This is a genomic window from Cellulosilyticum lentocellum DSM 5427 (genome assembly GCF_000178835.2).
GTDB lineage: Bacteria > Bacillota > Clostridia > Lachnospirales > Cellulosilyticaceae > Cellulosilyticum > Cellulosilyticum lentocellum.
The window spans coordinates 1,930,631-1,946,695 of sequence record NC_015275.1 but is presented as its reverse complement, the minus strand read 5'-3'; the positions used below and the strand labels follow the sequence as shown (position 1 = coordinate 1,946,695).

15 protein-coding genes are annotated in these 16,065 nt (G+C 32.9%); all 15 read right to left on the bottom strand.

Features of this window, described 5'->3' with window-relative positions:
- Nucleotides 1–16: 16 nt before the first annotated feature.
- The 15 genes from CLOLE_RS08780 to CLOLE_RS08710 all read right to left on the bottom strand — a co-directional run bounded on the left by CLOLE_RS08780 (nucleotide 17) and on the right by CLOLE_RS08710 (nucleotide 16,050).
- Nucleotides 17–1,192, bottom strand: coding sequence for a hypothetical protein (locus CLOLE_RS08780; RefSeq protein WP_013656746.1), 1,176 nt, complete (start codon nucleotides 1,190–1,192; stop codon nucleotides 17–19).
- Nucleotides 1,192–1,878, bottom strand: coding sequence for a hypothetical protein (locus CLOLE_RS08775; RefSeq protein WP_013656745.1), 687 nt, complete (start codon nucleotides 1,876–1,878; stop codon nucleotides 1,192–1,194). The genes CLOLE_RS08780 and CLOLE_RS08775 overlap by 1 nt, the downstream gene beginning before the upstream one ends.
- An 11-nt stretch (nucleotides 1,879–1,889) precedes the next feature.
- The gene (gene pilM, locus CLOLE_RS08770) at nucleotides 1,890–2,897 is read right to left on the bottom strand and encodes a type IV pilus assembly protein PilM (protein WP_013656744.1); all 1,008 of its coding nucleotides are present in this window, start codon (nucleotides 2,895–2,897) and stop codon (nucleotides 1,890–1,892) included.
- Nucleotides 2,898–2,965: 68 nt separating this feature from the next.
- Nucleotides 2,966–3,535 (bottom strand): prepilin-type N-terminal cleavage/methylation domain-containing protein, encoded by a 570-nt coding sequence (locus CLOLE_RS08765; RefSeq protein WP_013656743.1) that lies wholly within the window; start codon nucleotides 3,533–3,535, stop codon nucleotides 2,966–2,968.
- 17 nt (nucleotides 3,536–3,552) lie between these two features.
- Nucleotides 3,553–4,080, bottom strand: coding sequence for a pilus assembly FimT family protein (locus tag CLOLE_RS08760; protein WP_013656742.1), 528 nt, complete (start codon nucleotides 4,078–4,080; stop codon nucleotides 3,553–3,555).
- A 17-nt stretch (nucleotides 4,081–4,097) separates the two neighbouring features.
- The gene (locus CLOLE_RS08755) at nucleotides 4,098–4,766 is read right to left on the bottom strand and encodes a prepilin peptidase (protein WP_013656741.1); all 669 of its coding nucleotides are present in this window, start codon (nucleotides 4,764–4,766) and stop codon (nucleotides 4,098–4,100) included.
- Nucleotides 4,767–4,852: 86 nt separating this feature from the next.
- Complete coding sequence (locus CLOLE_RS08750) at nucleotides 4,853–5,269, bottom strand: type II secretion system protein (protein WP_013656740.1); 417 nt, start codon at nucleotides 5,267–5,269, stop codon at nucleotides 4,853–4,855.
- A 57-nt stretch (nucleotides 5,270–5,326) separates the two neighbouring features.
- Nucleotides 5,327–6,541 carry a type II secretion system F family protein gene (locus CLOLE_RS08745; protein WP_013656739.1) on the bottom strand — a complete coding sequence of 405 codons (1,215 nt, stop codon included), beginning with the start codon at nucleotides 6,539–6,541 and terminating at the stop codon, nucleotides 5,327–5,329.
- A 12-nt stretch (nucleotides 6,542–6,553) separates the two neighbouring features.
- Nucleotides 6,554–7,618, bottom strand: coding sequence for a type IV pilus twitching motility protein PilT (locus CLOLE_RS08740; protein WP_013656738.1), 1,065 nt, complete (start codon nucleotides 7,616–7,618; stop codon nucleotides 6,554–6,556).
- A 20-nt stretch (nucleotides 7,619–7,638) separates the two neighbouring features.
- Nucleotides 7,639–9,321 (bottom strand): GspE/PulE family protein, encoded by a 1,683-nt coding sequence (locus tag CLOLE_RS08735; RefSeq protein ID WP_013656737.1) that lies wholly within the window; start codon nucleotides 9,319–9,321, stop codon nucleotides 7,639–7,641.
- Nucleotides 9,322–9,519: 198 nt separating this feature from the next.
- Nucleotides 9,520–12,147, bottom strand: a complete 2,628-nt coding sequence (locus tag CLOLE_RS08730) for a YfhO family protein (RefSeq protein ID WP_013656736.1) — start codon at nucleotides 12,145–12,147, stop codon at nucleotides 9,520–9,522.
- A 29-nt stretch (nucleotides 12,148–12,176) separates the two neighbouring features.
- Complete coding sequence (locus CLOLE_RS08725; protein WP_013656735.1) at nucleotides 12,177–12,998, bottom strand: beta/alpha barrel domain-containing protein; 822 nt, start codon at nucleotides 12,996–12,998, stop codon at nucleotides 12,177–12,179.
- A gap of 21 nt (nucleotides 12,999–13,019) precedes the next feature.
- On the bottom strand, nucleotides 13,020–13,934 hold the full coding sequence (locus CLOLE_RS08720) for an NAD-dependent epimerase/dehydratase family protein (protein WP_013656734.1): 915 nt from the start codon (nucleotides 13,932–13,934) through the stop codon (nucleotides 13,020–13,022).
- Nucleotides 13,935–13,984: 50 nt separating this feature from the next.
- A complete protein-coding gene (locus tag CLOLE_RS08715) occupies nucleotides 13,985–15,121 on the bottom strand; it encodes a class I SAM-dependent methyltransferase (protein WP_013656733.1) in 1,137 nt (378 codons plus the stop codon).
- Complete coding sequence (locus CLOLE_RS08710; RefSeq protein ID WP_013656732.1) at nucleotides 15,121–16,050, bottom strand: NAD-dependent epimerase/dehydratase family protein; 930 nt, start codon at nucleotides 16,048–16,050, stop codon at nucleotides 15,121–15,123. Before CLOLE_RS08710 ends, CLOLE_RS08715 begins: the two co-directional genes overlap by 1 nt.
- Nucleotides 16,051–16,065 lie beyond the last annotated feature (15 nt).

Below are 16,065 nucleotides of genomic sequence, written 5' to 3'. Positions count from 1 at the left end.
CATCCCTACTTAGAAATTAAGTAAGACTTATATTTCCTTTAGTTTGACCTTTGGTTATTTCTTGATCTTGCTCATTATAAATATGAATATTATCTAAAAGCGTCCCCTCTAAAGATACGCGCATTATTTTGCCAGAATAATTATATACATACACATGAATATTAGGCATAACAGTCTGTATTTCTCTCATAGTTGATACAATTCTTAAAGCAGGCCTGTCAATAGGTATGTAAAAGCTCGTTTGTTTGACTTGACCAGACTCATCTTCAATACTTAATTCATAATAGTCCTCACGAACCATAATCGTTATATGTGCATTGGTCTGAGAAACTAACCCTACGTAGCGTTCATCTCCATCACCAGGTCCACTTAATTGATAAGTGTCCCCAGAGCTTAACAAGTCTCCTATGTTTAAATTAAACTGTGAATTGCTAAGTGCAGGTGTTGAAACTGGTTCACTAGTAGGTTCCTGAACCGGGGGGCTTACTTCACCTCCAGTTGAAGTAGCTGTTATAATTTTCTGATTTTTAAAAGGCTCTTCATTATTAATTTTAACTGATCTACCCGGTTGATAAATTTCATCTTCCACTGTTCCCTCAGAACGATAATAGACGCTAAAATTAAAGGTAGTCTGCCCTAATTCATTCATACCATTTCCGAAAAATGCTTCGTAAGCCGCCCTCTCTTCGCCATCTTTCTTCTGAGGCTCTGTACTAAAGTTAAATTTTGATATATTTCCCACTTGATACATGCTGTTTAAATGCGCTATTAACTTTCTTGATGTAGTATAGGTACTAATAAAAGAAATCTCATACTCTTGCTTTCTAATACTTCCTAGTTCGTCTTCTGTCACTTCTACATTGGTCTGCTTAATGCTACCATCCGTATATTTCATGAGATCTAAGTATCTAAAAAAGTTTGTTAAGAATTTTGAATCAGCTGTTTGACTAGGAATTGTATTTAAAAGAGCTGTTTTTTGAATTTCTAGTTGAGCAAGCTCTTTCTTACTTTCTTCATGCTTAGCTAGTCTTTCCTCTAACTGATCAATACGTCTTTGCACATTAGCAATCTCTTCTCTATTACTGGCAATCATCTGTTTGTCTGCTTTGTAAAATTTAAACAAATAAAAGACTTGCATTAAAATAATCACACCAAAAACTAGGCCAAAGATAATATTCTTCATTGATTTCATTAGTTATTCGCCTCCTCACTATTTGGTGTTGCTTCAGCTGTAGCAGGAGTTGTTCCTTCTTCTGTAAGTGCTCCCTCTGCTGCTGGAGTAGCTACAGGTTGAATGGCTGCTATTTTTATCTTTATTGTAATGATTCCTTTATATTTATGTTCTTGTTTATCATAGGTAATATCATGAGTAATACTGTCAGATGGATACAAGGTTTCTAGAATAGTTACATAATTTATTGATTCTTGAAGCTCATTTGATCGACATTCTATTACTATTGTTTTTTCACTGCTACCATCTGCTGCAGGTGCTGGAACATCAATATTAAAGGAGGTGATGTTCACTCCTTCTGGTAAACGCGTAACAAACTCGTCAAACAATTTGCCATTAATATAACCTTCTTGTTTTAAACTACTGTATTTATTTAACCATTTCTGCATATCAGTTTTAGCTACTTCTAAGTCATTTAGTGTCTTATTAACACCTGCATAGCGACTAGATGATAATTCTTCTTGCTTTTGCAATAATAACTGCTGAGTTTCTTTTACTTCTCTTTTAGGTGGAATCACTATAAAATTAACAAATCCTACGACTTCCACTAAAAGAACGAGGCTAGCAATCATTTGATAAAAACGAATTTTCTCAGCAATGATATATTCGTTGGGTAATAAGTTAATCCCCTTTACTCTTGCTTTCATACCGTTCCTCCTTATAGTCCATTAATGGCACCTAATATATTTACAAAAAAGCGCCTATAAGGTTCAAATTCAACATTAGGAGCTTCAACAACTGTACTAAATTCATTTAGCTTTTCAGTTGGAATATTCAAGGCGTCTCTTATATAGGTTCTCATCCCTTTAATACTTGCTCCACCACCAACTAAGTAAATCTTTTTAATACTACCGTTGTTAAAGTTTGAGAAATAGAATTGTAGGATTCTTTCAATTTCAGATATGATATTATATTCAATCTGAGGACGAATCAAATCTGAAATACGATCATCACTAACCTCTTTATCTAATAAGCTTTTATTAGCCGCTACATCATTCAATGCACTATTAATGCTTTCTACACCAAACTCTATACTTCTAGTTAGTACTGCTTGACTATCTGAAATAATTGTAGCAGTAGTAGAATTGCCTCCAATATCCAAAACTAGTACATTTGGGGCTGCCTCATAGACCAGACGCCTTTGACTCCCAAATACATTACTTAATGCTTCTGAAGGAATCGTAAGCATAATAGGTGCTAACTTAAGAGACTTAAGTAAATTTGCTACTGGTAAAACTACACTATTAGGTGCTGCTACTAATAAAAGTTCGTATTTTTCAACTCCATCTTCTTCAAACTGCCTGATAATCTTAAAATCGATTTGATATTGACCGCGCTCTACAGGTAAGTATTCTTCAGTCTTAACCTCTAAAAGCTCTTTAATTAACTTCTCTGGTTGTTTACCCATTACAGCATTTCTTATAATAATGCCATTACTTTGTATTACACTCACTACTTTTCTTGCTCGGTATTTTCTTTCGCTTAATTCCTGTGCAATGACCTTCTTTATTGCTTGAACATTACTAATTACACCATTGTTAATACAGTCTGCCGGGGTATTAATAACAGAAAACTTATGTACTGTTAATGTTGCAGCTTTCTTGGATACTTCGATAATCTTAATATTACTGCTACCTATCTCAATCCCCATAATATGCTCTGCCATACTCTCACCTCTTTAATTTTCCTCTTCTTTATACTCTTAGCATGTTATAGCCTTTCACTTTTATCAGCTTAATATTTTTCTTTATAAGCTAATGACTCTGTGAAGGTTTCTTCTACTTTTAATTTTTCCAGTGTCTCTCCATGCTTATTAAAACTACAAGTAAACTCCACAATATCGGAATTCTTCTTTCTCTTCACTTGTATATCTTCTATCATATCAGATATTAAAGCTGTATCTGGTCCTACTGTATAAACAAGTTTATACTTTCCTTTGGTTTTATCAGGTGCTGGTACCGCAATAAGTTCAATCGCTGATACATCTGTTCCTGTTTTAAACTGAATCATATATAACTTACCCTGCTTCTCTACATTATCCGATGCACTTTTTATAGGTGTGATTGTATCATTAGACATAGCCGTTCCCACTAAAATCTGTACTTTCTCCGCTATTCTTATTTTTTCCCTTACAAAATCATTGACTGCTCTTGCATTATCTACCAAATAAGTTCTTTGATCAAATCTTTTAGAACTAACATACATTTGTGAAAAGAAATTCAATAAACTTTGTAGAATTAAGCCAAATAGCAAAAGCGCAATAGCGGCTTCTAATAAGGAAAAACCTTTCTCTCTTTTTTTCATAAACCTCCCTCCTCTACTTATGGCACACTAATTTCATAGTGCCCCGTTGTTGTATAAAATACTATCTCTAACTTGGATTGATCATTTTTCAAACTAATCTGAAGCGTATTTTTATATTCATTTCCCGCAGCATCTGTTATCTTTTTATCCAAAAATCTCAACTTTGTAATAGGTGTTGCAGGTATATTCCCACTCGTATCCTTAATCACTATTTCTATATTCTTATTATGTTGTATACGTTCAGTAGATTTAATTCCCGGTTTTGGATTTAAACTGCTATCACAGGTAGTAATAACATAGCCATAATAAGGTGATGTAGGCGATGCATCTTTCTTTACTAGATCTAAAACATAGGTTTCATCTCTATTGGTATTTTGATTTGTCATTTGAGTAACAAGGTCTAAGCAAATTTCTTTTGCAAGCTTATTTACTTCTTGCCTACGTATATTTTGCATACTGGGTATCGCTGCTACACCAATAATACCCATAATAAGTAACACCAGTGCCACTTCTAGTAAACTAAAACCCTTGCTTCTTTTTTTCACATAAGCTCCTCCTTTACTCAAATTCCCATACACTGCAAATAAAAATGAATAACCTCATCTTGAAATAAGATTATTAGTAGCGTTCCTATACATAAGAAAGGTCCAAATGGAAATGCTTCACTTTGTTTCCTAATCACGTATAAACAAGCACCTACTAATACCGCTGAAAAACTAGCTATGATTAGCATTAAAGGTAATAACTCTACTCCTATAAAAAAGCCAATAAGAGCCATAAGCCTCACATCTCCAAATCCTAGTCCTTCCTTTTTTAATAGCCACTTTGATCCATAAAACAATAATAAAAATAGTATATAGCCACTTACTGCTCCTATAAGTCCATTAATTATTAAACCGTAGTTATTTAAGATTATTCCTTGAATGAGACGAAATGCTATTCCACCTCCTAAACCTACATATATCATTTTAGATGGTAACAACATATATTTTAGGTCAAACCAAGCTAAAAAAACTAAGTCCCAAATCAAAAACATATATAGCCAAACTTCTACTTTTAAGCCATATACTTGGAAAACCCTCACAAATAACAACCCTACTAATAAAGACATCCAATAAAAAGACCATTTTTTAGGGGCCTCTATTTCCTCATAGCTTTTTATAAGTCGTTTCTCTAATAGATTATAACTGCAACTACTTATAAAACCTAACAAGAAACTCGCTATTAACATACTTTAATGCTCCTTTAAAATAAGCAGATATTCCACAGAATACCTGCTTATTGATGACTTTAATTAAACTTATTCAAATAATGAAGTTAGTTACTTCTAATCCAAACACCCTTATCTGAATTTGCATTGAATTTGTTGTAATCAGATGCTGCAACGCTTACATATAAAAAGCTACTAGCACTATCATATTGAAGTGTTGCACCAGATGTTTGGAACTTAAGAGTTGAACTATTTGCTAAGTATTTAGGATCTAAGTAACTAGTTGAAGCTAAAACAGAAACAATATTATCTGCAGTACTTTCTGGCCATGCACCTGTGTCTGCAAAGAAAATTTCTGCTTGATTTTGCACTGTCTTAGTTGTAGATACGTCAGTTGACATTCTAGAACGTAAAGACATTGTTGCAAATTGTGGAACTAATACGGCTCCAATGATTCCCATAATCGCAATAACTACGATTAACTCGATCAAAGTGAAACCTTTTTGATTGTGTTGAGTTTTCATTTTGCTCACTCCCTTAAAATTTTTATATGTAAATCCCAATTGGGAATTTACTCTGGCTTACATCATAGCATTAGCAGCTGCAAAGGTTGGTAACATAACCGCTAGCATGATACCACCAACAATGACAGCCATAAAGATGGTCAATGCAGGTTCTATTAATAAAGTCATATTATCAACTGCTATGTCTACCTCTTCTTTAAAATAAACACTTATTTTAATCAGCATATCATCTAAAGCACCTGTTTCTTCACCTATATTAATCATGCTATACATAATGGGTGGATAAATTATACTCCCACTTAATGAGTCATATAAGCTTTGCCCTTGCTTTAAAGAAATAATGGCTAAGTCTAATTCTTCATCTGCTACTGCATTACCAATTACCTTTTTAGTTATCTCTATAGCTTGAAGCATAGGAATACCAGACTCTACCAACATGGACATAGTACTAGCAAAAACAGCTGAAATAGACTTCTTATTTAAATCCCCAAATATAGGCAATTTGAGTGATAGACGATCTAAAGCTCTTCTACAAGACGGTATTTTCTTAATATTAAAACCTATAACTACTAATACTACTACTATACCGATTAAAATAGGCCACTTGGCAATACAAAAATTACTTACGGCAATAACTATTTGAGTCGGTATTGGAATTTCTGCGCCTGTTTCTGTTAACAATCCCATAAAATTCGGAATAACCTTAACCATTAATATAACAACTACAACAGCTACAATAACTAAAACAATAGTGGGATACGCCAAAGCTTTTTTTACTTTTTTGGTAACGCCTAATTGATTATCAAAATGATCTACTGTTTGCTGTAATACTTTATCTAAATTACCTGAAGCTTCTCCACACTCAATCATACTTACTAAAATATCTGGAAAGATATTTTCTTCTCTTGTTGCTTCTGATAAAGTCTTCCCTTCTGTAACTTGTGAGTGAATATGCTCTAAATGTTTCTTTAGTGTTTTATTAGAACACTGTTGGGCACAAATATTAAGTCCTTTACCAATACTAATCCCTGCTTGAATCATAGAAGCGAATTGTTTACAAAAAAAGTTAATATCTGTTAATTTAATTTTTTGCTTAAAAATGCCTACTTCACTTAAATCAGCATTAAAAGTACTTTTTTTACTAATCGAAAGTGGATCAAGATTTTTTTTCATCAGCATTTCACGTACAGCTAGTTCGTTTTCAGCTTGTAATTCACCTGAAATCTTTTTTCCATTAACACTACTTTTTGCTTTGTATAAAAAAGTCTCCATTTTCCCGCCTCCTTATCGTCCTATTAGACGTTTAAATTCATCTCGGATTTGTGCATAATGGCTAGCTGTTTCTAGTGAAATCCGACCTTCTTTATAGTGCTTTACAATAGAAGCATCCATTGTAACCATTCCTGTTAATGCGCCTGTTTGAATTTGAGAATAAATTTGATGCGTCTTTTCCTCACGAATCAAATTGGCTATTGCCGCATTACCTAACATAATCTCAAGTGCCACACATCTCCCCTTAATATCGCATCTTGGCAAAAGCTGCTGGGAAACAACTCCCTTTAGAATATTAGCCAACTGTACACGTATTTGCTGCTGCTGATGAGGTGGAAAAACGTCTATAATACGGTCTATGGTCTGAGCTGCCCCAATGGTATGTAAGGTACTTAATACCAAATGACCCGTTTCTGCTGCTGTAATAGCTGTAGAAATCGTTTCTTGATCACGCATTTCTCCTACCAGAATGACATCTGGGTCTTCACGTAAAGCGGCTCTTAAAGCATTAGCATAGCTATTGGTATCAAAACCAATTTCTCTCTGATTTACCATACTATTTTTATGTTTATGTAAATATTCAATAGGGTCTTCAAGTGTCAAAATATGTTCTCTTCTTTTTTGATTCATATAGTCCACCATAGTGGCTAAAGTAGTAGATTTACCACTTCCTGTAGGTCCTGTAACTAAAATAAGCCCTCTTGTATTATCAGAAAGAGATTCTAATATTTTTCGTGGTAGCCCTAGGTCTTCCATTCTCGGAATATCTACGCCAACCAAACGAAGGGCTGTTGCCCAACTTCCCCTTTGCTTATATACATTAACACGAAAACGTCCTATATCTTGAAGTGCATAAGAAAAGTCTACTTCTCCTTTTTCTCTAAACTTCTCCATTAAAATAGGCTTTCCTTCTAGTAACTGACCTATAAGTTCTTTTGTATCTGCTTCTCTTAGAGTAGGCAAATCTAAAGGTGTTAATTGACCATGTAACCTGAGTGTAGGCGGAAGTCCTACAGTTAAATGTATATCTGAAGCATTCTGTTCTACAACAATTTCTAATAAATCATTAACATCCATATATGCTTTATCTCCTTACCTCACTGCTCATATGCAATTCTTAGCATTTCTTCAAGTGTTGTTTTTCCTTGAAGAACATTATGAAAAGCATTGTCCCATAATGTTCTCATTCCTCTCTTAATAGCTTCGTTTTTAATATCTTCTGTACTCGTTTTGCCTGAAGAAATCATATCTTCTAAATGTGAGTCAACAACCAATACTTCGTGTACAGCTAATCTTCCTTTATATCCTGTTTGATTACACAAGCTACATCCTCTAGCCTGATAAACTTCCGTTCCCTCTGGAACATTATATATTCTTGATTCAGTAGCTGTTACTTGATGTTTACTCCTGCAACTAGGACATAACCTACGTACTAAACGCTGTGAAATAACACCTTTTATGGCTGCTCCAACCATGTAAGCTTCTGTCCCCATATCCACTAAACGAGGAATAGAACTAGCTGCATCATTAGTATGAAGTGTACTTAATACTAAGTGACCTGTAATAGCTGCTCGTACAGCAATAGAACTTGTTTCACTATCGCGCATTTCACCAATCATGATGATATCCGGGTCTTGACGTAAGATAGAACGCAAGGCACTTGCAAAGGTTAATCCAACTTTTGTATTAACTGCTACTTGATTTATACCCTCTATCATATTTTCAACTGGGTCTTCAACTGTAATAATATTAACAAAATCTTGATTAAGTACTTTTAACGCTGCTGCCAAAGTAGTAGACTTACCACTACCGGTAGGCCCTGTCAAAAGAATAATACCATGGGGATTTTTCAACAAATCTTCTACTCTCTTATAATCGTCTGGATGAAAGCCTATATCCTTCAAAGTTAAATTATTTCCTGTACGGTAAATAAAACGTATAACTGTTTTTTCACCATAAATGGTTGGTAAAATGCTCACACGAAGGTCTACCTGCTGACCATTTACAGACTTAGACATACGCCCATCTTGTGGTAAACGTCTCTCTGCAATGTCTAACCCAGATAAAATCTTAATACGCGTTGTAATAGCATTTAAAGTTTCTTTTTTAGTTTGCGCTAATTCATGTAATCTACCGTCTACACGATAGCGAATACGTACATAATACTCAAATGGCTCAATATGTATATCTGAAGCTCCCTTTAAAATACAACGTTCTAGAATATTATTAACAAGCTGAACCATAGGTGCACTTTCATCTTCATCTGGTACTTCTAAAGTTATTTGTTTTTGAGATTCCTCTTGTAGCTTCTTTTCCACTTGGGATACAATACTCTTTGTCTGTGCAGAAGTATAAGTCTGATTGATAACATTAATGATTCCTTTTTCAGATGCTAAAATAGGGATAATCTCCATTTTAGTACTTAACTTTAAATCATCCAGTGCAAACATGTTTAGTGGATCTTTCATGGCCACCTTTAACTTGTTATCATCTATGCCTACTGCAATCACTGTATAACGCCTTGCAATACTTTCTGGGACTCTAGACGCAATATTGTAATCAATAGTATATTGCTCAAGATTCATATGCGGGATACCCAATTGGAATTCTAGAGCTCCCAAGATATTTTCTTCGGTGACAATACCTTTTTCTACAAAAATCTCTCCAATACGTTTCCCTGTACGTTTTTGCTCTTTAATTCCCCACTCTAACTGTTCCCCGGTAATCATACCTGTCTCAAAGAGCAAATCTCCCAATCTTTTTCTTTGCATCTTCTTCATAATTCACATCCTAGCCCTTTAATACCTAAGGTATTCAAACCTAATAAATCTAAATTCATATTTTATTTATAATTGTATGTATATTATAAGCTTTTTACCCAAAAATATCAACATAAAATTCTTTAAATTATATACAATTACTTACTAGTAAAATTAATATTAATTTTCAACCATTTTAATTTAGGATTTTGTTAATTATTAATGCTTTTTATTTTTATTTAATTTTATTATAAATAGTAAAATGATTACCATTCCTGATAAAATCGATATTCCCAATCCTAGTTTAAAACCATAAGGCGAGTATACTAAACGTATTGTATGTTTACCTTCACTTATTTTAGCTCCTAAGAAACCATGAAGTACTTTTATAGTCTCAATCCGCTTACCATCTACATAGATAGTCCACCCCTTATCATAAGGAATAGAAGTATATAAATAGCTTTTTATATCATTTACGATAAGTTTTCCTTCTAGCTCGGTATCTGAATGCTTTGTAATCATCAAGGCCTGTTCTCTTAATACATTGCTTGTCGTTTCTAGCGCCTTGGTGTCTAATGTATAAAACCATATATTTTTCATTGCAAATTCAGGTTGGAGAAGTTGAAGGGTTACTTGAACTTCTTCTCCAGATTTAAAGTCTCCGAGATACATCACATAATTGCCGTAGTCAAATTCAGCTGGTATAACTTTATCATCATTAACAATAATAGCCATCTTACCGCCATTTATCTGATCCACGTACATATAACAAGGACCCTCTTTTCCCACTTTTAGCTTATAATTAATTTTAGAATCTGCATAATTATCTTTGCTATAATAGACTGTTACCACTCCTTTTTTTTCATCATTCGCCTGGTTTACTGTGCTATCTTCACGTTCTACTTTTCCTGTATTTTCTTTAGTAACAGAATAAGGAGTTAAAGGTATATAATAATTGTTATCCTTTTCTCCAAGCATTTCGTTTAGAATGGTTTCTTGCAAGGTTAGTGGATTAGTCGCTCTAATACCCTCATTGATTGGATTGGCTATCATAAAACCTGCTGATACTGCATAAGGGTTTTCGTAATAATTTACAAATTCTTTTTCTTTTATATTCTTATAACTTTGATAGGTATCATCTTGGATCATTGTATACTTAATATTCACTAGCATATCCGTAATAGGAGTACTACCTTTATAACGAATCCAGTTGTGTCCCGTTTGAACACCCATATCACCTATCGTTTTTTTCACTTCATAATTATAAATAGTATCAAAATGTCCTATGCTTGGATAACCTATCCCAAATCCATCATTCATACTTCTTTCACTATCTTTCTCTATACGATAGAATCCTGGATCCATAGCCATAATTTCATCCACATCACTTTTAATAGTATTATATGCTGAAGTATATTTAGTAACCAAAGGAAGTTGCCCACCCTTATCAATCGTTTGAATACTCATCATGGCATTATTCCCTAGTTCTAATCCAACTAATAATGCTAATAGTAATGTGCCTTGCTTTTTATAGCTTGGCTTTTGCTTGACTAAAACAATAAGTAAATAATATAAAATAATGAAGACAACTGTATATAGAAGCGATTCATCTGTTATGTAACTATATACTTGTCGATTAAGTAAGATAACTGCAGTACCTATAATTCCAAAAGTGGTATGTACTTGTCGTATGGAAATGGTATTAAATACACAATACCCTTTGTACGCAATCCATATCATCAAAAAACTAACTATATAAGTGAAGCGTCCCTCAAAATATACGGGTGGTTTAAAACCATGCCACGCTACATAAAGTGGATTAACAGTCATAGATAAAAACATAAATAAGCCTAAAAAGAAGGTAAGGAGCTTTTCCTTATAAGTAATGCTATAACTTAAGAAATAGAAAAACATAAGGATTACAACAATTAAGCCACAATAAATGTAAGGCAATCCACCAGGCAAGGCTGTATCAAAACTCCCGATACATAATTTGCTCATTAGACCTGAAAATTCGTAGCGTAATGACATTGCCATTTGATCAGGATTAAAAAGTCCATCTCTTCCGGGCATCATATTAAATATAGGAATTAAGAGCACACTACTACAACCTAAAGCTAATATTGGACTAACTAAAAAAGTGCCTAACTTTCCTATAAAGTCTTTTAATAAATACTCTTTTTCTACAGCCAAATATCTATAGACAAAGTATAAGAAAGCAAATACACCAGTCATATAAGCCATATAAAAGTTCATGAAAAAGATTAGCGTAAGTGTAATTGTAAAGTAAAGATAGTTCTTTTTATTTTTTAAGATCTTTTCCACTCCATATAACACTAAAGGAAGCATCATGATTTGGTCTAGCCATATAATATGGAAATAGTAAATCACGGCATAAGCCATCAGCGCGTAGCACCACGCGAAGATACTAATACTTATATCATTTCGTTTAAAAGTCTTTTTCAAATAAAATGCACAAGTTGCACCACAACATCCAATCCTCAAAATAATAATCCAAGTTAATGCTGATAAAATTTGATCTTTTTCCACAAAAAATATTATAAAATTAAATGTGCTTATCAAGGTACCTAAACCAAGTCCCGCAAAAGGTGTACTCCCTTGTATTTGTCCCCAACAATATGCTAAACTTTTACCTTCTAATACAATATCTCTAAGTTTCGTTAATGCATCAATATGTCCCGCTTCCAAATCTGATATTAGTAAGCTATATGGTCCAAAGGGTGTAATGCACATAATAATACATAGAAAAATCCAAACAAAAAACGGAATCAAAAAACCTAATATAATAAATCGATTTTCATTTAACCATTCTTTACATTGCTTCATAAAGTTTCCCCTTTTTTATACTCATTAGCTTATTCAGCACAAGAATAAGTATTATACTTAATAATCTGTTCAATCATTTCATTTTTTAAATGAGTCGCTTCAAAGCCTCCAACGGTTCCCATCTTACTCAATAAATAGTCAAAGGTTAAATTACCATCTCTCCACTTTCCCCCTAGTCCTAAATGAGTAGCATCAATAAAATCTACATTTTCTCTAATAGCTGTGTCAGTCAAAATTTCTGCCATGCCTGTTTTATTGTGGAAATGCATGCCTACTTTTATACCTTCAGCTTTACACATATTAATCGTATCTACAACATAATCAATTGTCATAACACTCTCTGTATCTGCAAAATAAACTACATCTACACCTTGCTCTTTGATAAACTTCACAAAAGCTTGATTTTTATCAATGGTATTATAGCCAGAACTTGTAAAATTGACGAAAGTCTCATATCCCAAACTCATAATTTCTTCAATATGTCTTCCTAAAACATTAAAGTCCGTTTCATGGGAACGGGTTAATATTCTAACTGCATCCACAATGCTTTCCGTTCTGGACAATAATGGTGCTAAAGGTCTCTGAATATCTCTCATGGCAGATATCTTAGTAACATTTTTTATATTTGAGAATATTTCCCTTAGCTCATTATTTCTTAGGCTACAATACCTTCCCAACCCTCTGTTAGTATCTGCCTGTTCATTATGAAAGAAACCTAATTCTATGTAATCAATATACTTACCTAAAGCATATTTATAAACTGTATGATAAAATTCTTCATCAAAGTGCCATCCGGTTTGATAACCTACTTCTCTTAATGTACAATCAAATACTTTAATATTTCTAATCATAAAATCATCCCCTACTATTACTTATTTTTTACAATAGTTAATTGTTTTTTTTATGCCCTCTTCAAAAGATATTTTTGGAATAAACCCCGTATCTTGTGTTAGTTTACTGATATCTGCACACAAATACATGATTTGATTATCTATATAAGGCTTCTTTCCTATTCTCAATGAAATGTTTGGATTTATAGCATCTCTTATTTTGTAAAGATAAGTGATAAGTGGTTCTGGATTACCACTTCCCATACAGTATACTTCCTGATCTTTTCCTTTATTTGCTAAAAGATATAATGCTCTCGCTGCATCTTCACAATATAAGTAATCCCAAACTTGTTCTCCTTTTGTAAATTCAGGTTCCTCACCTTTTAATAATTTTTGTATTGTAGATATAATCATGCTTGATTCACCACATCTAGGTCCATATACACTCACTATTCTTACCCATATATGTTTTATATTTAACTGTTTTGCATAAACTGCACTTATTTTACCTGCACAATACTTTGAAATACCATATGCATTTTCTGGTGCTATTTTAGTTTCAGGAGATAATTTTCCTTCAACCCTTCCATATTCTGATTGAGAGCCTGCTCCTATAAAAACTTTGCAACCTAATCTTTTAGCCATTTTTACTGCATCTAGTGTATATTTGATATTACTATTTTGCAAATATACATCTTCTCTATATTCCGCATTTGTACCTTGCCATGCAAAATGATAACAAGCATCATATTGTTCCGTACTCTCTAGCTGATCTAATTCATTTAAGTCTGCAAATTGAACTTTTACATTAGGATGTAAAATAAGATTTTCTATTTTTGAAGTTTCTTTCCTGCAGACTGCTAATACCTTAATATTCCTATCCACTAAGTATTCTATCAAAGCAGATCCTATCATGCTTGTTGCCCCTGTTACAATAACCTTCTTAATTTTTCTCATCCTCTCGTGTTCTACTAAATATTTTTAATACTGATTTATTACCTTTGCAGCTAATTTATATATTCTAATGTTCTTGATTGGATCACTGCTATTTTAATATCATCATTGTAATGTTTTTTTATAATTTGAATAATCTCCTGTGAATAACCAGGCGCTATTACAATAATTGCTTGAACCTTATTTGTAAAATAAAATTCAGGTGATACTATAGGAATATGTGTAGCTGGAGAATATTTACCTTGCTTAAAGGTTGCGGAATCAATAATGTATTCTATCTTACCTTGTAGCTCCGCTGCTGATAAAATTGTAAAACATTGATGACTAGCTCCCCAAATAGCTACTTTATTATCATTTTTTTTTAATAAATCAATATATGTATTTATATCCTCTGTTAACTGATTAAAATTCAGCTGAAATTTAGATAAGTCTGCTCTACTTCTTTTTTTAACATATGCTGATATTGTATCTCTATTAAAGCGACTTATCTCTACTATTTGAAATCCATTCTTTTGTAATAAAAAGGTAAGTGTTTCTTCTGTATAATAAGCTATATGGTCTCTAATAAATTCATAAAAGCTATCATTTTCAATAAAGTATTCAAAACTTGGAACAGTAATAATTCCCACGCCCTCATCCACTAAATTCTCATGTATACCTTGTAGCATTCCATTAGGATTAGGCTGATGTTCCAAAAAATTAAATGATAAAAATGCGTCAAATTTTCCATTCTGTATAACATTCTCTTTTCCCTCTATAAATCCCTGCACGATATTTAGATTTTTTCTAATTCCTCTATCTACTAGCTCCTTTTTATTTTCGATGCCAAAAGGTTTCACATTGAATTCCTTTAGTATTTCTAAAAATTCGCCTTGACCGCATCCTATCTCTAATATTTTTTTATCGTACAAATTAAACTTCTCAATAAAATCCTTATACTGTTTTCTCCTTAAATCTGTGATAGTTTTTCCAAAGCTACTAGCTCTAATTACATCTTTGTAATAATTTACTGGTTCCACAGCAAACTGTATCAATCCACAGCAACTGCATTGATACAGTTCTAAATCAATCCCATAGTCCCTAGTCACCTCTAATTGAGTGGGCATGTTTTGAGCAGCACTCGGCATATTCTTATATATTAAAAGTGGTTCTTTAAAGAATTCCCCACTACACACTATACACCTTCTCATTAATCCCCCTCCATTTTCTCTATCATGTTTTTTATGCCTTCTTCAAAAGAAATTTTAGATTTCCATTCTGTTATAATGCCTATTTTGTTTATATTAGGTTGCATTGATATTGCTTCTTTACTTGTTTGTTCAATTGCTCCAAATTGCAATTTCCCTTGACTGCACGTTATCCTATGAATTTCTTCAACAAAGTTCTTTAATACCCTAGTGTCATTACTAGCAATATTAAATATCCCACTATCATTTTTAGGTATTTTATAAGAATTATCATATAACGCTATAATACCTTCAACCAAATCATCAATATATATATAATTCCAGTAATGGATACATTTTCCTAGTCTTACATCTTCGTTTTTTAGTAGTCTACTAATTGTAGTATATACCAAAGACCAAGGATGATCATTTATTCCATATACACTAAAAATACGAACATGTAAAAATCTCATTTCAGTGTTTAAGCATAACTTGCTTGCTTTACAATAAAATAACCATTTACTTTTTGCATAGGCACTAATAGGCTTTACCTTCTGGCTTTCTTTAAACATCCCATTTTGTCCTATTCCATATTCAGCGCTAGATCCTGTATGGATAAAACATTTGCAATTAAGTTTTAGCGCTACTTCAATGCATTTCATAGAATAAAGTACATTTTGTTCATGAACTTGTATATTATCTATATTCTTCCTATTTACACCTTCCCATGCTAAATGAAAAAATACGTCACACGTATTTATATGCTCAAGTATAATTTCTACATTTTTAATATCACCTTTAATTACATTTAATCCTCTATAATGACTTAGTTCCATTTTAAACGACGAACCTTCTCTTATCAGTGCGTATACCTCATAACCTTCTTTTAGTAACTTAAGAGTCAAATGCGATCCAATAAAACCCGTGCTCCCTGTAATTACAGCTATTTTCATTTTATCCCCTATTCT